This window comes from Brasilonema sp. UFV-L1 (assembly GCF_012912105.1).
GTDB lineage: Bacteria > Cyanobacteriota > Cyanobacteriia > Cyanobacteriales > Nostocaceae > Brasilonema.
In genome coordinates, this window is sequence record NZ_QMEA01000037.1 from 18,311 (window position 1) to 41,502 (window position 23,192).

Consider the following 23,192-nt stretch of genomic DNA (forward strand, 5'->3'; position numbering starts at 1 on the left):
ATGGCACAAATCGTAGCGGTTCACTCTTTCCGTGGTGGTACTGGCAAATCAAACTTGATTGCTAACGTTGCTGCTACTATGGTGCGTCAGGGACAACGGGTAGGTATTGTTGATACTGACATTCAGTCCCCTGGAGTTCACGTTCTTTTCGGTCTTAATGAGGAAAACATGACCTACTCCCTGAATGACTATCTGTGGGGACGCTGTGATATTAAAGACACTGCTTACGACGTGAGTCCTATTCTCATGGCACAGGGGGAGACAAGTATGGTAAAGGGTAGTCTTTACCTGATTCCTTCTAGTATTAAGGCTAGTGAAATCGCCAGGGTTCTGCGCGAGGGGTATGATGTAGTTCGGCTCAACGATGGTTTTCAAGAACTCATCCGCTGTCTGAACTTAGACTATCTGCTAATTGATACTCACCCCGGTCTTAATGAAGAAACTTTACTTTCTATTGGGATATCTCATGTTCTAATCGTCATTCTGCGTCCAGATCACCAAGACTTTCAAGGTACTGCGGTGACAGTGGATGTGGCTCGAAAGCTGAAGGTACCCAAAATGATGCTAGTGGTTAATAAGGTGCTATCAGCTTTCGATTTTGCAGACTTGCGCCAACAAGTGGAGACAACTTACAATGTGCCTGTAGCTGGTATTTTGCCTTTGTCTGAAGAGATGGTGCAGCTAGCCAGCAAAGGTATCTTCTGTCTGCGCTATTCCCAGCATCCCATAAGTCAGACTATGAAAGGGATTGTTGACGAGATTTGTGGTTTAGTCGTATGTCAGTAGCGAGGAGTTACTCCTATCCCGCCGGAAGAATACCTAATTTTTTTTTAACGTAGACGCGCAGCGGTGAGACAGCGCTCTTTGGAGGGTTTCCCTCGGTAGGCGACTGCGAATCCGAAGGGCTTCCCGCAGGGTACCGCCAAGGACGCCAAGGACGCCAAGGAGGAGAGAGAAGAATAAATAGGTAATCTTCCAGCACCGAAGGCAGTAGTAGTTAGTTGTTAATTGTCAAAAAGTACCACTAATTATTAACCACTAAGTACTAACCACTCCCCTTGTCAGTTTCTAGTGACGATGTCCTATGCTTGCTCAAGAATCATTTCGCGCTGATGTCCTTGCCAGTTTCGCAGCCAGCGCAAAAGAAGTAGAAGAACTACTGGCTTACAATCAAAACGTCTTTGCTCGCAACACGTTTACCCATCCCGTCAAATTTCCACTTGCACCTGAAGCTCATGTGGTAGCTTGGGAGGAGTACGCTGTTGCAGCAATTGACGGAGCATTTGAAGCACTCAAGCAACGGCTTGTACAGTTTCGGTTTCCCATACTCGAAGGTATCAGCCAAACTGAGGTATATCGCGCTGCTACTCGTAAGGGTGTTCCAACCGATGGCATAAGCGAGGCGACTGGTTTGGTTTTGAAGCAACCTGAGAAACTCCAGCTGATTATACATCAAAGCGTAGCTGGAGCCATCCCGGTTTTAGTTGCCCCAAATCGAGAGGACTTTGTTTCTCTGGTACAAGCGCTGACTATGCGGAATGAACCACTACCAGTTCCTGCTTCTATGGGAGCGTGCATAGTCGGCGGGTACAACAACTGGGATAGAATTCGCTCTTATCGGCAGCAATGGGAAGCTCAAAATCCTGGCAATTGCTCTGAAAGTAGTTGGGCAGCAGAGTTTAAGCGGATAATACCGCAAAAAGAGCTCTATCAGGATCGGTTCATTATTTTGAGTGACGGTCCCTATAGTAACGTTTCAGCAAAGGACGTGGGACTAGAGGAACCCGAATGGCGACGCTTATCTCTAAGCATTCGGCTGGAACATGAATGTACCCACTACTTCACACGTCGTTTGTTTAACTCAATGCGAAACAATATGCTCGACGAACTCATTGCTGACTACAGGGGCATTGTAGCGGCTTGCGGGCACTATCGAGCCGATTGGTTCTTGCGCTTTGTGGGGTTGGAGTCGTTTCCAAATTACCGAAAAGGAGGTAGGCTCGAAAACTACCTGGGTCAGCCTCCACTTTCCGATGGCGCTTTTAAGATTCTACAGGCGTTAGTGAAAGCTGCCGCCGAAAATTTGCAGCGCTTTGATGCTGAGTATGCAGATGAGTTAAGAACCGTTAATGGTCAAACCTTTATGTTGATGGCACTGACCTATTTGACATTGGAAGAATTGGCTTCACCTGAAGCTCACTCACGTATCCAAAATACCATAAATCAATTGCAGACAGCTATGTTCTTTGAAACAAATCCGCTCCCTCCAACCCCCCTTATTAAGGAGGCCTAGCTAGGCATTGCCTACCTAGCTCTGTCAAAGTGGCTCAAAAATTAGGAAAATTATGCCAACTCTTCGACATCTTACCTTCGCGTTCTTCGCGTCTTTGCGGTTCAAAAATATTTTTTAACCACGAAGACGCTAAGAGCACAAACAGAAGAGCAGAGGTTGAATGACGTTATCCACCTTGATAGGACTAGCAATGCCTACTTTACTATCTGTATATAGCAACCAAAAATAACAACAAACAATATACGCGGATACACGCAGGCATAACCGAAAATTATCTGTGTCCATCTGCACTTCAAAATTCACGCATCCTATTAGAGGTATGAGTTATGACAGAAGTTCTCCTACAAGAATTGAGTAACAGTGACATCGATTGGATGATTGCTACGGGGCGTCAGCGAGAAATAGCACCTGGTACTGTACTCGTTCACCCAGGAAAAGCTGCTGATAGCCTGCACATCCTACTGGATGGAAATTTAACAGTTACCGTCTCTGGTACTGACAACAATCCTCTGGCTCGTGCTTTTGCGGCCATAGAGGGTGGTGAAACTTCAGGACGGGAGATTGCTCGCTTATCGAGTGGTGAGGTTGTGGGAGAAATTCCCTTTGTGGGTGTCCGTCCGTCTGCTACTACGGTTAGGGCTACTGAAAAGTCACTGGTGATGTCAATTCCCCAGCAGCATTTGGCAGCAAAATTGCAGCAGGATGTGGGTTTTGCTTCACGCTTTTATCGGGCGATCGCCATTCTATTTTCAGACAGACTGCAAAGCATCATCAATCGGTTTGGTCGTAGCAACTTTGCACAAGGTAAGCCCCTAAGGGACGTGCTGTTTATTTTGAGCGAATTGCATGACAGTGACATCGATTGGATCATGGCATATGGAACTCAGCAAAGAATTCCAGCTAACACAGTACTCATTCATGAAGGAGGAGTTGTGGATGCGCTATATATTCTATTTGGTGGAACAATGTCACTCTCTGTTTCTGGTGACTCGCGCAATCCCTTAACTCGTGCTTTTGCAGCTATAGAAGGTGATGAATTTTCTGGTTTTGAGATAGCGAGATTATCCAAAGGCGAAATCGTGGGAGAAACACCCTTTATCGATGGTCGTTTACCCTCTGCAACCGTCAAAACCCTTGAAGATTCATTTGTGTTGTCGATTTCGCGCCAGCAATTAGCAGCAAAATTGCTGCAGGATATCGGTTTTGGATCCCGCTTTTATCGAGTGATTGCAACTTTGCTTTCACATAGATTGCAAGGAATGCTCAGCAGCCTTGGTTATGGTAGGCGGGTTTATAGCAAAGGTCAATCATTGGGGGAAAATGTTGAATATGAGGATGAACTGGATGTCAGTGTTTTAGATGGTCTGGCGCTGGCTGGAACTAGATTTGATTGGATGCAGAGACGCTTGAGAATTTCCTCCGTTTGATATTAACGGATTTCTCAAACATAAGGTTCTTTACACGCATAATTTTTGTAAGATAGGCTCTGTTAACAACAGCTTGCCTATCTTTTTATTGATTAATTTTAAATTGACACTCCGATGTTTTGAAATTATCAGACCATCAATTGGGTGCATCCCATTTTTGCAAATTTTATGCTGGCGATTATAAACCACCGCGCCTACACAAACTAAACTCGCTCGCCTACGCTGGTTCAATGAGGCTTGCGTAGGTAGCTTTGTCTGTGTAGCTCCAGAATTCTATTCTAAGGGGCGCAGGTAGACTTTGTTTGCCCTGCTCTGCACCTGTGTCAGGTATTTTTACAAAAGTGAAATGCTTGCCATCAATTGATAAACGTCATCGAAAAAAATATGACTTCCATCTAAATATTGTGCAGTGTTATTATTTTTTATTGAACTTACTATTGAAATTGTGAACATTAATTCTTCCAAAAAGGAGATAAAAATGAGTACAGCAATGACAAGAAAAGAAATCGAAGAAAAACTTATTACTCGGGCTTGGCAAGATGCGTCGTTTAAGCAGGAGTTACTCAGCAATCCTCAGGCTGCTTTTGAGAAAGAAGGCATCACTCTACCTGAAAGTATTAAAGTCACGGTTGTTGAGGAAAGTCCCAGCTCTTTCTACTTAGTTTTGCCTACACAGCCTAGCGAAACCGCAGAACTGTCTGAGACAGAACTAGAATCAGTTGCAGGAGGAAAATTCATTGATGTTGACGTTTGGAAGTGTAAGTAATTGATAAATAGGAAACCTAAATTTCTGAAGGTTTCCTAATTTTTTAATGTAGTTATTTGTCGTCAAACAGAAACATTTCTACCCTTTTTATTTAGTTCTGCCTAGACAACCTAGCAAAACAGAGAAAATGTCTTAGGCAGAGCTATAATTTCTGATAAAAAAAGTTTTACACAGAGAGTAATTTTATCTATGCAGCTAAGAAAAATCTTCACATTTTTTAATTTTGTAATTTGATTGAGGACTGTTATTTATGAATAATTCTTTGAAAAATGTTCTACAGTTTGCTGGCTCTTATCTCAATGATGAGCTTGTTTCTTCTGAGTCCATTTTCCAAATGAGTCAAATAGCAAATTTATTACCAACTATTCCTGCCGTATCAGAGGCTGTTTTAGAATGTCATTTGGGTTCATCTGCACCTAGAACAGATTTCTCAATATCTTTCACTCCCTTAAATCAAGGTAGGGAAGCTTTAACTGGTTATTGCGAGCCTTTAGCAAACTTGCTCTGCACTAATCCTGTTTGGAACCGTGTGCGTGATTTTTGCGCTTGCTGGGCAGATATAGAATCTCCTCTTTACAAGAATGTAGCCCATATATGGCTAGAGTTTGATTTAGATAGACAAGCTTCAGAGGTTCCAGAACCTAGCTTCTTTTTTTATCCTATAAGCATTACAGGAGAGGAGGAAAAGCTATCTCTAACTAAAAACATTTCTCTCACAAAAAATTGGGTTACTGATGAAGCTCTTAGATTATTGTTAGGTAATTCTTTGCCAGAGCAAGTTAAAAAAAACGTATTAATTTGTTTTAATGCGCTACCTGCTAGTGGGGAAGTTTATCAAATTGGTGTCATGTTGCCTAGAAAATCTGAGTCCCAAGCTGTAAGACTATGTGTCAAAGGTATTACCCCTGAACAGATATTAGAATATTTGAGAAGTATAGGTTGGTCAGATTCTATTAGTCAATTAAGTTATATCTTGTCTGAGTTATCTTCTTTTGTTGATGTTATCATGCTTAGTTTTTCTGTAGAAAAAAATGTACATTCCAAAATTGGATTTGAGTGTTATTTTGACAAGCAACCTCAAAATTCATCTAGGTGGCACTTATTTTTAGATTATCTCATAAAACATCAATTATGTACTTTAGAGGAAGCTAAGGCACTATTGAAGTGGTCTGGATATTCAATAGAAAATTGTAATCAAGAACTGTGGCCAAGTAACTTTACTAAAGCATCAGCATTTGTTGGAACTAGTTTTAAGAGTACTATTATCAGACTCTTAAACCATATCAAGATTGTTTATGAGCCTCATCAACCTCTACAGGCAAAAGCTTATTTATGGCTTGGTCATCGTTGGTTTTCTCCTAGCATTTTGTTGGAAAAATAACAAATATAAAATCTATGATTTTGTATTAATGCACACTAAAATGAGAGTTCTATCTGTATGTTATTACAAAAATAGTCTTTTTGATATATTTTAAAAAAGAAAATACACTCAGTATGAAGGAGTAGATGCAAATGATGCTTAATACAAATGCCAAAACTGATTTTCCAAATCTCAATAACGATAGTTTAACTATTAACAACACTGGAGAAGTTTTAGTTAGGAGTAATTTGGATAGTAATTTAGTGAGGAGGGGTATAGTATCAAATCGGTACTTTAACCTGATTATACTACCAACGGAAAATTGTAATTTTCGCTGCACTTATTGTTATGAAGACTTTGCAGTAGGTCGGATGAAATCAGAGACAATTTTGGGAATTAAAGCATTACTTGAGAGGCGTTGTGCTGATTTAAGTTATTTGAATATTGAATGGTTTGGTGGCGAACCTCTGACTGCTAAAGATATCGTCTTGGAAATTTCTAAGTACGCTAGCTCATTAGTCTACAGGTATCCCCAATTACGTTATTTGGGTAGTATGACGACAAATGCATACTTATTAAATTACAACACAATTACATCTCTAGCAAATGTTGGTGTTCGACATTATCAAATTTCTCTTGATGGACCTCGTGATGTCCATAATAAAAGTCGAATTCGTGCTGATGGTGCCAGTACATTTGACCGAATTTGGGCTAATTTATTAGCAATCCGCGATAGCTCACTATCAGTTTCTATTCTGCTGCGTATTCACTTTAGTGTAGATACTTTTGAACTCATTGATCCATTGATTGAGGACATTAGAAGAGAATTTTTAGATGATTCAAGATTTTCTGTTGTTTTCAGACCAATTGAACGCTTTGGTAGTCCTAAAAACGCATCACTCAAAATATTTTCGGAGACAGAAAAAAAGGAAGCAGTTAAATCTCTACAAACTAAGTTGTTTGGCGAAAATTTTGCCTCACCGCAAAATCTCTGTGAGCCGGATGATTATGTCTGTTACGCATCACGACCCAACTCTTTGGTCATTCGTTCTAATGGTGATGTAGGCAAGTGTACCGTGGCTCTCTACGATGAGCGGAATAAGATTGCTTCTTTACAACCGGATGGAACGCTAAAGTTAATACCAGGTCGTCTTGCTCCTTGGCTGCGTGGCATTGAAACCCTTGATCCCGAAACGCTAGGGTGTCCCCTTGTTGGTCTACCGTCAAACAACGAAGTTAGTTCTAATTCATAAGAAAAAGCATTGTCTAGGTAATCAAAACACCTGGCTTTGACGATCTAAAGAATTGTAAACAGATTATATTCCCAAGCAAAAACAGTGTTCAGTACGCCCTGTCAGTCAATAACTGATTCCTACAATAAACTTGTACAGACTACTCTGGAGTATTATCGGCGTGGTTGTGCAAAGCCCATTCAGATGACATCAGAGTTTTCTGGTGACTCAGCCCAGCAAATGGTGCAAACCTTTATACAAACCCGCTTGCCACTCGCCGACCAACTGCTCATGCGTAGGTTTGAGAATGCTCGGACTCGAGGACTGATTGCTACTCGTCAAGGAAACCTCATAGCGGCTGAACGTGCATTTGCAGTAGCGCATACACCTCTTCAATTAGGAAAGCTTTCGTCTGAGGGAAATCTGCTTTACCAATCTCTCTTAGAACAGGCAGAAGCTTACCTTGACTATCGCCGTGGTGATTTTGACCAAGCTCGTAACCGAACGTTTGAGGCGATAAGAATTGATGTAGTGTTGGAGGAAAAATACGGGTATGACTTTCTTCTTTTACATCGTATTCAACTCGTCCATAATCTTGTGCGTATTGACGCACGTTGTCTGTGGTTTGATCGCGCTATTGGACTTGCCTGTCAAATTCTCAACTACTTGGAAGGAGCATTGGAGGCTTTACCAATTCTAGGTTCTTGGGATTACGAACGTGTTGCGCGTCAATCTCCTAAGCTTGTCGCTGCCATGTTTGCTCAAGTGACCAATGAGCTTGCTCTGATTTTGGCAGGGAAGAACCGTCAGCTTGATCGCGATCTGTTTGAAGTTACTTCCACTCACTTGCACTTACCAACTAATAGTAACTGCCACTGCCACCCACGTGCTTACGCATGGTTGCTTATTAAGCAGGCATTCATAAATAACGATGTTGTCACTTTCCTAGAACGAGCGTCTCACTTCCTTAGTGAGGGACGTTCTGACACCCCATTGCTTTGGTACGCAACTGTCATCGATTTGATTAGCCTGTGCAATGAGCTTGATATTCCAGAATCTGAGTTGGTAAGGCAGGAGGTCGCTAGAGAAGCGGTAACCTGGGAATATTGCCCACAAAAGCTTTTACCCCTACTTGGTGTCTGTTCAAAGACTGAGAGAGCATAACAGTCACACTTATTGAATCACAGGCGATCGCACTCCTTTAACACCAAGCAGCACCGAAAATATTGCGATTTTTACCAAAAGATTCTGCATTGTGGGCGGGTGTTGCACTTTCTAAGCTAGCAATTACAAATCCTTGTTAGAGAACTTGACATATCTGGAGCTACAAAACAAGGGATATCTTTAAGCATAAGCAATTCTCAAGGCACTTTCAATGTTAGACCAAAAGCGCAGCTTATTCCGAAAAGAATCAATCGAGCGGCTATCTTCCCCTGAAAGACTAGACCAACTCATGCAGGTGGTCAGTCCTAAAAGCTGGCTACCTCTAGCCGCCTTAGGTTCCTTGGTAGCAGTTGCCATCGTCTGGAGTATTTATGGACGTATCCCCATCACTGTCGAAGGTCGAGGAGTAGTGATTTACCCCCGCAAAGTTGTGCCGCTGCAATCGAAAAGCGCAGGGCAGTTACTTGCTCTCGATGTCAAAGTTGGGGATGTCGTCAAAAAGGGACAGGTGCTGGCGACAATTGACCAAGCTGAACTGCGCAAGCAACTACAACAGCAACGCGCTAAACTGAGGGAACTAGAATCGCAAGACCAAGCGGTTGGTTCGTTGCAAGGACAAAGGCTCGAACAGGAAAAACTCTCAATGCAGCAGCAACGGCTGTATCTCCAGCAACGCATCCGGGAACTTCATGCCCTGACACCTCTGGTAAAAACCAAAGGCAAGGACTCTATTAAGCAGCAACGCCAGGGCTTGCAACAACGTATCCGGGAAGCCCAAACTCTGACTCCCGTTTTTAAGCAGAGACTGGAAATCCGCAGACAGCTACGCGAAAAAGAAAGAGCAATTTCAGGTGATGAAGTTCTCAAAGCAGAACAGGAATATCTAGAAAACTTGCAAAAAATTTCTGAACTCCAAGCTCAGTTGAAGGAATTGGACGTTAAGGAGACTGAACAAGAAAAAGTCTATCGTGAAAACCTCAGTACAATGTCTGACTTGCAAGCTCAGTTGAAACAACTTGACAGCAAACAAGCTTCTCAAGCTCAACAAGACTTAGAAAATGCAACTGTCCGCAAAAAAGAGATTCAAGAAGTCAATCGAGAAATTGTCAAACTAGAACTGCAACTAGGCAATAACAGCCAGATTATTAGTCAACATAATGGACGCATTCTCGAACTCACTGTTACGCCTGGGCAAGTCGTCAATGCAGGAACCCGCTTGGCAACCGTGGAGGTGGAGAATCCATCCAACAAGCTGGTTGGCGTCACCTATTTTCCGGTTGCGGAAGGCAAGAAAATTCAGTCGGGTATGGCAATCCAAATTACCCCCCAAACCATTAAACGAGAACGCTTTGGTGGCATTGTCGGTACTGTAACTAGTATCTCACGGTTTCCCATTACAAAAGAGGCAGCCGCTAATGAGGTGGGCAATTCAGAAGTCGTAGAAGGTTTAGTATCTCAAAAACAAGAAGGTCTGATGCAAGTATTCGCTGAGCTACAGACGGATTCCACCTTCAGCGGCTACAAGTGGTCTTCTTCCACCGGACCACGCCTAAAAATCTCTCCTGGAACTACCACTGTTGTTCGAGTCAAGGTGGATGAACGCGCTCCCATCACCTTCGTTTTACCTATCTTGAGGTCCTTCAGTGGTATCTACTAATCCAACTTTAGAAACACCTATTAATCCTTTGCGGTACTTGCAAACACTTCTCAAAAGCAGAGGCAGGCGGCGCGTCAAAACCCCCACTCTCCTACAAATGGAGGCTGTGGAATGTGGAGCTGCTGCGTTAGGAATTATTTTAGGTTACTACCGTCGAGTTGTACCACTGCCAGAACTGCGTCGAGAATGCGGAGTTTCCCGCGATGGTAGCAAGGCGTCTAATGTGCTGAAAGCTGCCAGAAGCTACGGACTCCAAGCGAAAGGTTTTAAAAAAGAACTGAAGCAACTGCAAGACCTACGCCCTCCTTATATTGTCTTCTGGAATTTCAACCACTTCCTGGTAGTGGAGGGATTTGGCAAAGAACGCGTTTATCTCAATGACCCCGGTACTGGTCCGCGTACTGTGTCCCAACAGGAATTTGACGAGGGGTATACCGGAGTGGTGCTGGTGATGGAACCAGGCACTGAGTTCACTAAAGGTGGTCGCAAACCCAGTATGGTAACAGCACTGTGGGAACGGCTACAAGGTGCTGCTGGTGCTTTAGTTTACTGTATAATCGCGGGTTTTTTCTTAACTCTTATCGGGCTAGTGGTACCGGTATTTAGCCAAGTATTTGTAGATGATATATTAGTGCAGCAACGGCAACACTGGCTGCGTCCTCTGCTTTTAGGAATGGCGATCGCAGCCGTACTCCAAGGGTCACTAACGTTACTGCGGTTGCGCTACCTACGCCGCCTGAAAATCAAGCTGTCTGTCGGCATGTCCAGCCGTTTTCTCTGGCACATCCTGCGTTTACCTGTTGGTTTTTACGCCCAACGATTTGCTGGAGAAATCAGCAATCGTACCAGTCTCAACGACCAAGTTGCTGATGTCCTTTCCGGAAAGTTGGCGACTACAGGCATCGATACGGTAATGGTGATTTTTTACGCCGCAGTCATGTTCCAGTATGACTGGGTACTGACCTTGATTGTAGTTACTTTTGCTGCTGTGAATGTCTTAACATTACAGTGGATTTCCCGACAACGGGTAGACGCGAATCAGCGATTGATACAAGAGTATGGCAAAGCTGCTGGCGCGTCGATAGCTGCTCTCCAAAGTATAGAAACACTCAAGGCATCTGGGTTAGAGTCGGATTTCTTTTCCCGATGGTCAGGTTACTACACCAAGGCTATCAATTCCCAGCAAGAACTTGGTGTCACAAACCAGATTTTCTCAGTATTACCCACGCTCTTATCAGCCCTCTCGTCTATGCTCTTGTTGGTTGTAGGCGGTTTACGGGTAATGGGTGGACACCTTAGCATTGGGATGCTTATAGCTTTTCAAGGTCTAATGCACAGTTTTCAGGAGCCTGTAAACAATCTTGTCAACTTTGGTAGTACTCTTCAAGAACTGGAGGGCAATTTAATTCGCCTAGATGATGTGCTGGACAACCCGATAGATCCGATAGTAGAGCATAGGAGAGAGGGAGAAAACAATTCAAAATGGACTGCGTCCCGCTGCGCTAACAAAATTCAAAATTCAAAATTAGAAATCTCTTCCTCATCTTCCTCATCTTCCTCATCTGTTCTGCCTAGATTACAGGGGTATGTTGAGCTGCGGAACATCACATTTGGCTATAGCCGCTTAGATCCCCCCCTAATTGAAAACTTGAACCTCTCGGTTAAACCCGGACAGCGAGTCGCTTTGGTCGGTGGGAGTGGTTCTGGCAAATCTACTGTAGCCAAAGTGGTCAGTGGGCTTTATCAACCTTGGGCGGGAGAAATTTTGTTTGATGGTAAACCCAGAGAGGAGATTCCGCATCAAGTACTTACTAACTCGGTTGCAATGGTAGAACAGGATATCCTGCTGTTTGGCGGAACTGTCAGGGATAATTTAACTTTATGGGATACTACGGTATCAGACAAAAGCTTGATTCGAGCTTGTCAGGATGCAGCGATCGCTGATGTAATTCTTTCCATGTCTGGCGGGTTCGATGGAGAACTGATAGAAGGTGCTGCTAATTTAAGTGGAGGTCAGCGACAGCGGCTGGAAATAGCACGCGCTTTGGTCAACAACCCCTCTATACTCGTTATGGATGAAGCTACTAGCGCCTTGGATGCGGAAACCGAAAAAATTATTGATGAGAATCTGCGGCGACGGGGATGCACCTGCATAATTGTCGCACACCGCTTAAGCACTATCCGGGACTGTGATGAAATCATTGTCCTAGAACGAGGAAAGGTGGTACAACGAGGCACTCACCAACAATTGTGGCACGTTGAGGGTGTGTACTCGCGATTAATTCGCACTGAAGGTGAAGCGCTTTAGGAAATTCAAAATTCAATCCGGGACTGCGTCCCGCAGAGCGATCAAAATTCAAAAAAGCAATTTTTAATTTTTAATTGGAGCAAGGCGACAATGGAGGGGCAAGTTTATATAGTTAAGGGTAATGAGCCGATACTGCTGGATGACCTAGATAAGGTTTGGATAATTCAGTCTGGGTCTATGGCGTTGTTTGCGGTTACAGTCAAAGATGGTGTTATAGAAGGTACTCGCCGTTATCTATGCACGGTGAATCAGGGTGAAGCACTTTTCGGAACTTATGTCAACTCTTTTGTCCCACAAGGCCAGATTTTGGCAGTACCGATTGGGGAAACGCAGTTGTTACAAGTAGATCACGAATGTTGGGAGCAGCTGTTAAGCAATGGAGATGCGAGGGCGATTACTTGGATAGAAAGTTGGCTGCTGCAACTCGCCAGTACACTCTCCCATGTTGCGACACCAGCAATTCAAGTGAGGGCTTCTGCAGCAGCACGATTTTCTTTGAACAATGGTCAGACTTTCCAACCTGAATCAGATGTTGTTTGTTGGGTACAGTTGACTCAAGGAAGTGTCCGTTTCTTGGGGTTTGAGGAACTGACTTTGACAAGTGCAGCACAAACTTTTCCCGTCAATGACAGAATGTGGTTAGAAGCTGTAGAGGGGGTTCAGCTTACCACTGTGACCACTTCAGAAATCCAAAATCCAGATATCATCAAAGCAGGGCTATCCCAGCTTCATACTCAACTCCTACACTGCATTTACCTGCTGGATGAACGGGAAGCACACGAAGAACTACAGCGGTTGCGCGATCGCCAACGTCTTAATCGTCAAGTCACAGCGGAAGCTTTAGGGGAATTAGCATCAACCCTGAACTACCAAGACGGGAACTTTTTCCTGGAAGGTACACCTTTGTTAGTTGCTGCTGGTGCAGTCGGAAGAGCTATGGGTGTGAAAATTCGCCCTCCTGCTCGTTCAGAAAACCTCAAGCGGGTAAAAGAGCCACTAGAGGCAATTGTTCGGGCTTCGCGCATCCGGATGCGGCGGGTGCTGTTGCGGGACAACTGGTGGGAGAAAGATTGTGGTCCAATGGTTGCCTATACTCAAGAAGATAACCGACCTGTAGCGCTGCTGAGCGTTTCTGCAACTTCCTATGAAATGTTTGACCCAATTGAGCAGACTCGTGTAAGAGTAGATGAGCAGATAGCTGTAACATTAACTCCAGTCGCTTATATGTTTTATCGGTCTTTGCCCGATAAAGCTCTCAAAGCTTTGGATCTACTACAGTTTGCACTTAAAGGACGTGGCAGGGAACTACTTGCCATTTTAGTTACAGGAATTGCTGTCACGCTTCTGGGGATGGTTACACCTCAAGCGACTGCAATTCTCATGGACAATGCGATTCCAGATAGTGACAGAGGATTATTGCTGCAAGTAGGATTAGGGCTGTTGGCTGCAGCTTTAGGCACAGCTTTATTTCAGCTAGCTCAAGGCTTTGCTATTTTGCGTCTGGAATCAGCTTCTGACGCTTCCACTCAAGCCGCTGTATGGGACCGATTATTGAACCTACCAGTATCCTTTTTCCGCCAGTACACAACAGGTGATCTTCAGTCGCGGGTATCATCAATTAGTACAATCCGTCGCCAACTTAGTGGCAGGACTTTGATAAATCTTATTACTAGCCTGTTTGCACTGTTTTACTTAGGGCAATTGTTTTATTACAACTTCAAATTAGCCCTCGTTGCTGTTGGTGTGGCAGTAGTTGCGATCGCTATCACTACAATCTCTGGCACACTCCTCGTTCGTAAGGTTCGTCCACTGCTGGAATTGCAGGGAAATATTTTTGGACAGACGGTGCAGCTCATCAATGGCATTTCTAAATTGCATATTGCTGGGGCTGAGGAACGCGCTTTTGCCTGTTGGAGTAAAAACTACAGTCGGCAAGTTAAGCTTGAACTGAGCACACAGCAAGTTGAAGATTTTGTTGCACTTTTCAATACTGTGATGCCTACACTGACGAATGGAGTCCTTTTTTGGTTTACTATCAGCTTGCTTGAGGAGGCTAAAACTTCAGGAGGTATCGGACTATCCCTTGGCACCTTCTTAGCTTTCAATACAGCTTTTGGCAATTTTATTCAAGGAGCCACAAACCTGAGCAATACAGTTACTGAAGTTTTGCAAGTCATTCCTCAGTGGAAACGCACTCAGCCAATTCTGGGAAGCATACCAGAAGTGGATCTGAGTAAAGCTGATCCTGGTAAGCTCGTAGGTAGGATTGTTGTGGATCATGTGACCTTCCGCTACCGGAGTGATGGACCACTGACGCTGGATGATGTAAGTATTTATGCAGAGCCTGGGGAGTTTATTGCGTTGGTAGGAGGCTCTGGCAGCGGTAAATCAACGATATTCCGATTATTGCTGGGGTTTGAAACTCCGGAAGCTGGTAGCATTTACTACGATGGTCAAGATTTGTCTGGGTTAGATGTTGACGCAGTACGCCGACAGTTGGGTGTGGTCTTGCAGGGTGGTCAACTGACATCAGCTTCCATTTTTGATAATATCGCTGGCGGTGCTCAGATTACTCTGGATGAAGCTTGGGAAGCAGCCCGAATGTCTGGGTTTGCTGACGATGTTGCAGCCATGCCAATGGAAATGCATACAGTGATTAGTGAAGGCGGAGGTAATCTTTCTGGGGGACAACGACAGCGGCTGCTGATTGCTCGCGCTTTGGCATTGAAACCTCGAATTTTGCTATTCGATGAGGCGACTAGTGCTTTAGATAACAAAACTCAGGCAATTGTCAGTGAAAGCTTGGAAAAGCTGCAAGTTACTAGGATAGCGATCGCCCACCGCCTCAGTACTATCCGCAACGCTCACCGTATTTATGTACTCCAAGCAGGTCGAACTTTGCAGCAGGGTAGTTTTGAGGAACTGGCTAGAGTTGAGGGGCTGTTTGCTCAGTTAATGGCTCGGCAGATGACGTGATTTTAACCCAAATCTTCCATGTTGCTTTCTGTTGGCTTTTTTTTGAGCCACTCCGCGCGAGCGCATAGACGCGGATTCAGGCGGAGGTATTCTAGCGACTGACGCCTCTGTTGTGAGTTCTTTTTGTTTTTGCTGTTAGTAGCTTCGCCAGTCCATTCGTAAGCTCCGACAAAACGTGTCACCTGCACTATACCCGAATGGACAATACCTGAAACCGATATCTCTGCAATCTTAGCAGCAGGACGCCATATTTCTTTTAAAACTCAAGTCTTTGTAGATTTCTTTGCCAATCGATTTCGTGGAGTTCCTTATTGGGATGCGAACTGATCGATTCTTTATAGTCTTAGCCCGTCTCAATTCATAAGTTCACCCTAAACGCAATAGTAATATTACATTTATTAACAAAAAATGCCAGAATATGTTTGTGAATTTTGAATGGGCGAATTTTGAATTTTCAAAGTCTTTTTTCTACCATCAACATTCGTCGATAAGATAACCATCCACCGATAACCATAAGCACAGAAAATACTGTTAAAAATTGAAAGTGATATGCAATATCTGAGACTGTATAACTTTGAGCAGATACTCCCGAAAGAGCTTCATTCATATGATAAATTGGATTAAAATTTGCGATATCCAGTAGTCTTTTAGGAAACAATGAACTCGGCAAGAAGACGCCACCTAAAATTAATAAAGGAACTCCAAACGCAGCTACCAAAGCGTTAACATCTTCAGTACGACGAGCTAATTGTGTACCTAAAATAAACCCTAAACCTACATAAGCGACTATACTCATAATAATAATGATAAGTCCTAAAAATATAGAACCTTGAAAAGTAGCACCCCAAAATCCAGCAATAGTATAAACAAGCAGTGTTTGCCCAAAGCCAATGCAGCTATGAGCAAGAAAAATTCCTAAAAAATAAGAGATACCACTCAATGGTGAAATAAAAAGGCGTTTGAGAGTTTGCTGTTCTCGTTCTGCTACTACAGTTGCGACACTACCACCCAAGCAGCTAAAAAATAATGCTGCACCAACTAAAGTTGAAGGCGCGGCATTTTCAAAAGCACGAGCCATCGACAATTTTGCCCGTTCTGCCAAAATCATTCCATTAAGGATTAAAACTGAAATTGGAAAAATACTCCAAAAAATCAAGCTACGTTTCCGACGCAATAACTCAATTAAAATGCGTTGAGTCACAGCTATTGTTTCACGCCAATACTTCATCTTGAGTCGTGTTATAGGTAAAACAAAAACTATTAAACCAGTTACCAGTTATCAGTTATCAGTTATCAGAAAGAACTCAGAAGTCAGGAATCAGGAGTCAGGAGGAAATGCTGGATTCTTTATTTCTTTATTCTGAATCAAGAATTGCTGACCGGAGGCGGAGCGGCTCCGGCTCCGCTCCTGAATTCTTCATTGTGTACTGTTCACTGTTGAGGTTTGATTCCATTTAGCAAGACGGAAATGATTTCATTCACTATCACTTCACCAGAAGCAGTATCTGGAAGCTTTGTGACATAGGGAATGCTTTCAAGACAAGACAAAAAGAATCCTGTTAACATTTTTGGACGAACGTCGTCTCGAATCTCTGTTCTTTCTTGCGCCTCGGTAAAGACTTGTCGAATTGGCTCAAAGATAGATTGTTCAGCACAAGCCGATAGCCTTTTGATATTTTCTTCCCCTAATAATGGCATATCTGTGTGGAACATACTCAAGAAATGGATGGGAGGCTGAGAGAGAAACCACGTAGAAACTGCATGAAGTTGCGTTTGCAACTCACCTCCTGCATCCTGAATTGCTTGTTGTAAACCTGTTCGATGGCGCTCAAACATTCGCTCAGTGACTCCCACAAAAAGTTGCTCCTTGCTGGAAAAATGGTAGTATAACGATGCCTGACGAATTCCCGCCTCACGAGCAATATCCCTCATGGTGACTGTATTGTAGCCTTGTGTGCGAAATAAGCGTTCTGCCTGATCGAGAATACGCTCGCGTCCATTACAGGAGACTTCTTTGGGAGAGAGGGAGTCATCTGGCAATCTGGAACCTACCTAACGTTTAGTAGTCAACTATTAAAGATTATATTACACTGGCAAGTGATGTTCTCTTTTTTTACCCAAATCTCGCAGTTTTCTTGTTTATTCGGCTAAAAACTCGTCGGCGATTACAGTTGAGGATGCAGCATTCTTAACGGAGTATCCTTTTGAGAATTTTGTCGATTGCTCAAAATCAATCCGTTGAGAATTCATACTGATATTGGAAAAAAACTCCAAAATATTAGGCTGTATCTATATTGCAACAATTCTATTAAAATGCCCTCTTGTTACAGCCATTGTGTCACATCAGAAGAATTCAGAATACACGAGTCAGGCTTCAGAATCATCCAAGAATTTGTAACCCCCGACTCAACCCCCAGAATTCAAATACCCAAGCTGAATTTTGAATTCTGAATTTTGAGTTCTGTTAGCGTAGCGGGGCGCAGCCCGTTCTTCTTCAGTTAGTACTTCATGGTGAGGAGTTAATTGAGTAACGCATGAGTCAAGTATTCAATTCCCCAGAATCATCTACTATTTCTCGTCGCACATTACTAAAATTATTTGGTGTAGGTGCGATGACAGGAGTCTTAGGATACTCTCGGTTTACTAGACCAAAACCAACAGTTTTTCAACAAGATACCTTAAGTTTGCCACAGTTATTGAATCAACAAAAAAGTGTTGTTGTCGTTGGAGGTGGACTAGCTGGTTTAGCTTGTGCTTATGAATTGAGTCAGAGAGGATTTGCAGTTACACTGTTAGAAAAATCTGCCCAACTTGGTGGCAAAATTGCCAGCTGGGAAATTCAAGTCAAGGGTGAAACCTTCAGGATGGAGCATGGCTTTCATGGCTTTTTCCCTCAGTACTATAATCTGAATCATTTAGTCACAGAATTAGGCATTTATGAAAATTTCAAGTCATTAAATTTTTACTCTGTTGTTTATCGTGATACCAAGTACAAACCAGAGGTATTTCGTCCCAGTCGTTCTGCTTTTCCTTGGAATATTGTAGATTTAGCTATAGCCTCTCCCAATCGCTTTCAGTGGGGCATTAATCTCACAAAATGGAAACATTTACAAGTTTTCCAAGCGATTGGTGGTTTTGAGAGAGAAAAAAATTATCGGCGTTTTGATAATATATCAGTTGCTGATTGGGTAGAGAAAGAATTTCCCAGGGGTTTATACGATTTGTATTTTTTACCTTTTGCCAAATCGAGTTTGAATGCACCAGACATGATGAGTGTTGCTGAACTTATGCAGTTCTTCCACTTTTATTTTTTTGGTAATCCAGAAGGACTCGCTTTTAATGGTACTAAAGACGATATGGGAACAAGTTTAGTGCAACCCATTGCTAAAGCTATTCAAAGTAAAGGTGGTAAAATTATTACAGAAGCAATGGTGAGTGAAGTTCAAGCAACACAAAGCAAAATAAATTCACTCAGCTATCAGATTGGTAATCATACAAATAACGTTCCTTTTTGGGTTAAGCGTAATCAGACTTTAGAGACGCATCCGATTAGCACGTCTTTACAATATTTTGGCGCAGCTGATGAAGTCTTTACCTTATCAGATGATAGTCAAGAAGCTATTTCTCTGACCTGCACTCACCAAGGTTGTACAGTGAAAATGGCAGAAGATGGCAAATTTCATTGCCCTTGTCATGGAGCAGTGTTCGCGGCTGATGGTAAAGTCTTAAAAGGTCCTGCACAACGAGATTTACCTAGATTTGAAATTGTACAACGTCAAGATGATAGTTTGCAGTTGCTCGCTGTAAATCCTGATTCGTCCTTACCACAGACAATTCAAGCAGATTATTATGTCTTCGCTACCGATGTACCAGGTGTACAGCAGTTGTTTCGCAAAATCAATAGTGATGTGGATGTATCAGTGCAATCGCAAATCAAAAAACTGAACGTTGCTGATCCATTCGCTGTCTGTCGCTTCTGGTTTGACAAAGATTTTGAGTGGGAGCACAGTCATTTTACTTCTTTGTCTGGCTATCAGCTCACTGACAGCATCACTCTCTATCACCGTATTCAGGAACAATTCATTGAGTGGGCAAAACGCACTGGTGGTAGTGTGGTAGAGTTACACGCTTACTGCTACAAAGAAAAACAATTTCCCACCCAAGAAGCCTTGTTAACAACTTTTGAGCAAGAACTCTACGAAATTGTTCCTCAGTTAAAACAAGCAAACATGTTGCATAGAGAATTGGTAAATCAAAAAAACTTTTCTGGATATCCTCCAAATAGTTACGCTGAACGTCCAGAAACGAGTACCAATATTTCTAACTTGGTGTTTGCAGGAGATTGGGTAAAAATGCCATTTCCTTGCGGTTTGATGGAACGAGCTGTAAGCAGTGGCTTATTAGCTGCTAATGAAATTTTACATCGGGAGGGTTTGCAAAGGCGAACACTTTTGTCAGTCAATCCAGAGGGGTTGTTGCAGATTTAAACCTGAACGAAGAAAAAAGCTTAGTACTGCTCGCTCGCTGCTTTGGAATTTAAAATCACCGCCCTATGGCTCTTGCCACGCCAAAAGGCGATCGCAGCGGGCAAGAGAGCGGTTAATATGTACTGAAAAACCACTATTACTAAGCCAAAGATTGTTGCATGAAATAGAGTGTTTTGAGCATAGAAAACTGATAGTTTTTGTTGTCACCGAGCTAGCTTCACAAGGGTATTGCCCATCTGCATCATCAGCGTTCTAGGTTCCTGGGGTTTTGCTCTATTATTATTTTCATGACTCCATTGAGCGATTTCATTCTGTAAAATTCTCTTGAGGACTTCGCGGTAAGGAAATTTCAAAGCCAGCGGCTCGGAAATTCGCTCTTGTTCGTCTGGTTTGGTTATTCCTTGAGGAGTTGGGATATATAATTTTTGAAACCCGCGATAGTAACCGCCAAGATTAGCATAATCCCAACCTTTTAGTCCTTGGAAAATTCCATAAAGACTAGAAGCAGTCATATAAGTAAACAAATTCGCCAAAGGATTTCTACCTTCTTGAGCTTGAATTTCAGTTTGAGAAAAATCAAAATTCCAAATTTTTGAGCCGTCAGGGAAGACTATTTCTAATTGATAAATGACTTGCCAGCGACAATGTTCTATAAATAAAACATTTCGATTTTTGGTGATAAATTTGGGCAGGTTAACGCTAATTTCTTTACAAATTGCCTCCTTCATCTCATCAAGATGATAATTATCGGGATTATTATCTATCATTTCATTGCCAACTCGAACGGGTGAAAAATCTAAATCCTCTCGGTTGTCGCTAATCTTGTGGACAAATGGGCACTTACCTTTTAAATGACTGAATTCACCGCCGTCAAAAGTTAACACGTCGCCAGGATATAAAGGAAATACATTGTTGCCTATTTCTGGACAAGCATTTTTGACATCGTGACAAAAACGTTCTGTCGTCACCGGAAATAAGATTTTATTCAACCAAGCCGAACCTCCAATACATCTAAAACCATTAGAACCTGGAGCGACTGCTTGGGGTTGAATTGTACTAATAGTTTGGAGAATCTTGCTATAGATGGAATCAGGAAAATTCAAACTCATATTCATCTGATAGTTCATCTCTAGCATGGGTTGCCACATAGCTAAGAGAAAATTAATTTTTTCATAGCGAGATTTAATGAAACGAATGGTATTCAGGCTGACGATAGTATCGACTTGATTCCAAAAAACTCCCGATGCGTCAGCAAAGATAACGCCGTATTCGGGTACGCGGTTTTCCGAACGAGTTGTCAGTAAACTAGTTGCACCAAATTTAACTTTATTAAAATCTTTTAAGGGATATATATGTGAATATCCTAATTGGCGCAGACAGTCTTCTATCAACTTGTCTTCAGGAATGAGAACATCGACGGTTTTAGGTAAATAAGCCAGAGAACGAATATGAAAGTGATCCAAATGTTGATGGGAAATAATCAGTAGGTCGAATTCGGGAATGTTCTCATGAATGACTTCTCGTTGCGGACAAATATCAAATAAGCCTTCTTGGTGAGGATCCCAGAGAACCGGATCCATCAAAATTTGACAATCTTGGGTTTTGACAAAAATAGAAGCATGTCCGATGAAATTAATTTCCATATTCTGAAAGCGCAAAATTAATTGGCTAATTTTTGAACTAAAATTGCAGTGGCAAGCTGGATACGTTGATATTTTTTGTACATAGCTTGAGAATTGGCCTCGTCTCCCATCTGCTTGTAAATTTTGGCGAGTACGTTCGCAGGCTGACTAAAGGCTGGCATGAGTTCGCTCACTTTTAAAAAATGCTCGGACGCTTGTTTTAAATCCCCCTGTTTGACGGAAATTCTACCAAGTAATGAATGAGCGCCACAGACAGTCATGTCATCTTGTAATGCACCGCGCAGAAAGCTGGCTGCACGTTGGGGATATCCTGCTTGCAATAATAAATTGCCTAACCGGAAGTTGAGTTGAGGGTGTCGATCACTGATTTTCTTGTAAATTTGATGATGCTTGAACACTTGACGAAAATCACCCAATTTGCTGTATAAAAGCCCTAATGTAAAATGAGCGATCGCTAATTCCTCTTGATTCACAACGCTGGTTAAGAGTCGATTTTCTAATTCTTCCAGATTCGTCCTGTCGAATTTTAAGTCTCGACTCGCTAGTTCACTGATGGAACGCAACACACTCGGCCGATAATTAGGATCTAAATTGGTAGCTTTGTTTTGATACTCTTGGGCGAGTTCGGCTTTGGATTCTGCTAGGCTGAGTAAGTAGTAAGTCGCGGCGCAGTCAGGGAATTTTTCTAGTTCATCAAGACAACCCGCAACCACAGCCGCTGCTTCTGTTTGTCCCAATCTCCTGTCGAGGTGAAACAAGCGCGAGTAATGGGTTGATTTTTGGCGATCGCCTAACCACAAAGCAGCCAGATAGTCTGCGAAAAAACGATAGCGCAATGGCATGTAACCGCTACTTACCGAACGAGTTATGGTGACAAAATCGGATGTTAAAGGCAACTTTTGCAAGCTAGCAAAAACCTCTTGTGGATCAATCCAGGGTTCGTCAGCAGGCAATTCAATAAAATAGTCAATATCAATATCTATTAAGCTGTCTTCTGGAAGCTGCAATTGCGGGAGATCGCGATAGTCACAAATCACTACATCCAATCCCAGCAGTTTACCTTCTAAGATATTACCAATAAGTTTTAAACTCGATAAATCTTCGAGGCTCACACCTTCCATCGATTGCAACTTGCCAAGAATTTCTTGGGTTTTTTGTTCTCGAGTTTGCTCGGATTTTTGTGGAGGATTTACCCAAATCAAACGCGAAATTATTCCCAAGCAGTAAGCTGGATATAAGAAATCTTCAATGCTATAGCTGTAACCGCGATCAGGCAGCATGTGATGGGGTTTCTCAAACTTAGCCAATTCATCAGCTGTCTGACAATTTTTCAGCGCTGCAATTCGCTCTTGACTGACCAATTGCAGGTCTATATGTGCATCTAAATAAATTAAAGTCTTTCCTTTAATTCCCCATCGCATCCATTCTGGTAATACAGAAGAATGCTCTTCAAATATGATCGTTTTCATGTTTTTTACTTTTTCAAACGCTCTTTTCGTAAATATCAACTCTTTTAGTCATATGATAATCTAAGTTTTATAAAATGTTCACAATATCTAATATGCAAACGACTAAAAAAACCAAATACTGAACTTTTCAGAACTTTTCTCTAACTCAGATCAAAAATTTTCTTTAACTCCTGAATTTTTCATAAGTTATCTGTATGGCGAGTAAAGATGGCATAGGATATAAAAAAAATATCCAAAGTTCTGAAGTCTCAAATAAAAATCAAAAGCTCTCTTGTAGTTATGGTAATCAGCAAAGAGCATCATTTACAAAGCCTTTACAAGCTAAGGGTTTCAGCACAAACTTTTTAGGAACCTATCAGTAATGAGGCGGTTTTCCACCACAAGTGCGGGAGAGCCAAATCAAATGCATT

General features: G+C 42.5%; 16 protein-coding genes. 12 read left to right on the plus strand and 4 right to left on the minus strand.

Features of this window, described 5'->3' with window-relative positions:
- The 10 genes from DP117_RS12975 to DP117_RS13020 all read left to right on the plus strand — a co-directional run bounded on the left by DP117_RS12975 (position 1) and on the right by DP117_RS13020 (position 15,183).
- Positions 1 to 786 carry a MinD/ParA family protein gene (locus tag DP117_RS12975; protein WP_169218717.1) on the plus strand — a complete coding sequence of 262 codons (786 nt, stop codon included), beginning with the start codon at positions 1 to 3 and terminating at the stop codon, positions 784 to 786.
- Positions 787 to 1,084: 298 nt separating this feature from the next.
- Positions 1,085 to 2,293 (plus strand): hypothetical protein, encoded by a 1,209-nt coding sequence (locus DP117_RS12980; protein WP_169218718.1) that lies wholly within the window; start codon positions 1,085 to 1,087, stop codon positions 2,291 to 2,293.
- 326 nt (positions 2,294 to 2,619) lie between these two features.
- Complete coding sequence (locus DP117_RS12985; protein ID WP_169218719.1) at positions 2,620 to 3,720, plus strand: cyclic nucleotide-binding domain-containing protein; 1,101 nt, start codon at positions 2,620 to 2,622, stop codon at positions 3,718 to 3,720.
- Positions 3,721 to 4,165: 445 nt separating this feature from the next.
- A complete protein-coding gene (locus DP117_RS12990) occupies positions 4,166 to 4,486 on the plus strand; it encodes an NHLP leader peptide family RiPP precursor (RefSeq protein ID WP_339381220.1) in 321 nt (106 codons plus the stop codon).
- A 250-nt stretch (positions 4,487 to 4,736) separates the two neighbouring features.
- A complete protein-coding gene (locus DP117_RS12995; protein WP_169218721.1) occupies positions 4,737 to 5,867 on the plus strand; it encodes a hypothetical protein in 1,131 nt (376 codons plus the stop codon).
- 131 nt (positions 5,868 to 5,998) lie between these two features.
- Positions 5,999 to 7,099, plus strand: a complete 1,101-nt coding sequence (locus tag DP117_RS13000) for a radical SAM protein (protein ID WP_248277646.1) — start codon at positions 5,999 to 6,001, stop codon at positions 7,097 to 7,099.
- Between the two features lie 183 nt (positions 7,100 to 7,282).
- On the plus strand, positions 7,283 to 8,242 hold the full coding sequence (locus DP117_RS13005) for a hypothetical protein (RefSeq protein ID WP_169218722.1): 960 nt from the start codon (positions 7,283 to 7,285) through the stop codon (positions 8,240 to 8,242).
- Between the two features lie 211 nt (positions 8,243 to 8,453).
- Entirely contained in the window at positions 8,454 to 9,899 is a 1,446-nt protein-coding gene (locus DP117_RS13010) for an NHLP bacteriocin system secretion protein (RefSeq protein WP_169218723.1), read from the plus strand.
- Complete coding sequence (locus tag DP117_RS13015; protein ID WP_169218724.1) at positions 9,886 to 12,207, plus strand: NHLP family bacteriocin export ABC transporter peptidase/permease/ATPase subunit; 2,322 nt, start codon at positions 9,886 to 9,888, stop codon at positions 12,205 to 12,207. Before DP117_RS13010 ends, DP117_RS13015 begins: the two co-directional genes overlap by 14 nt.
- Positions 12,208 to 12,297: 90 nt before the next feature.
- Positions 12,298 to 15,183 carry an NHLP bacteriocin export ABC transporter permease/ATPase subunit gene (locus DP117_RS13020; protein ID WP_169218725.1) on the plus strand — a complete coding sequence of 962 codons (2,886 nt, stop codon included), beginning with the start codon at positions 12,298 to 12,300 and terminating at the stop codon, positions 15,181 to 15,183.
- Positions 15,184 to 15,637: 454 nt separating this feature from the next.
- On the opposite strand, the gene DP117_RS13025 is transcribed toward DP117_RS13020, so the two are convergent.
- Both DP117_RS13025 and DP117_RS13030 read right to left on the minus strand, forming a co-directional pair.
- Positions 15,638 to 16,411 (minus strand): ABC transporter permease, encoded by a 774-nt coding sequence (locus tag DP117_RS13025; protein ID WP_169218726.1) that lies wholly within the window; start codon positions 16,409 to 16,411, stop codon positions 15,638 to 15,640.
- 203 nt (positions 16,412 to 16,614) lie between these two features.
- Positions 16,615 to 17,223, minus strand: coding sequence for a TetR/AcrR family transcriptional regulator (locus tag DP117_RS13030; protein WP_169218727.1), 609 nt, complete (start codon positions 17,221 to 17,223; stop codon positions 16,615 to 16,617).
- A 494-nt stretch (positions 17,224 to 17,717) separates the two neighbouring features.
- Here DP117_RS13030 and DP117_RS13035 point away from each other — a divergent pair, with 494 nt between their 5' ends.
- On the plus strand, positions 17,718 to 19,670 hold the full coding sequence (locus tag DP117_RS13035; RefSeq protein WP_169218728.1) for an FAD-dependent oxidoreductase: 1,953 nt from the start codon (positions 17,718 to 17,720) through the stop codon (positions 19,668 to 19,670).
- Between the two features lie 203 nt (positions 19,671 to 19,873).
- Here DP117_RS13035 and DP117_RS13040 read toward each other — a convergent pair whose 3' ends face one another.
- Entirely contained in the window at positions 19,874 to 21,313 is a 1,440-nt protein-coding gene (locus DP117_RS13040) for an MBL fold metallo-hydrolase (RefSeq protein WP_169218729.1), read from the minus strand.
- A gap of 17 nt (positions 21,314 to 21,330) precedes the next feature.
- Positions 21,331 to 22,782 carry a UPF0489 family protein gene (locus DP117_RS13045; RefSeq protein ID WP_169218730.1) on the minus strand — a complete coding sequence of 484 codons (1,452 nt, stop codon included), beginning with the start codon at positions 22,780 to 22,782 and terminating at the stop codon, positions 21,331 to 21,333.
- 194 nt (positions 22,783 to 22,976) lie between these two features.
- Here DP117_RS13045 and DP117_RS13050 point away from each other — a divergent pair, with 194 nt between their 5' ends.
- A complete protein-coding gene (locus tag DP117_RS13050) occupies positions 22,977 to 23,144 on the plus strand; it encodes a hypothetical protein (RefSeq protein ID WP_169218731.1) in 168 nt (55 codons plus the stop codon).
- The last annotated feature ends 48 nt before the right edge of the window (positions 23,145 to 23,192 follow it).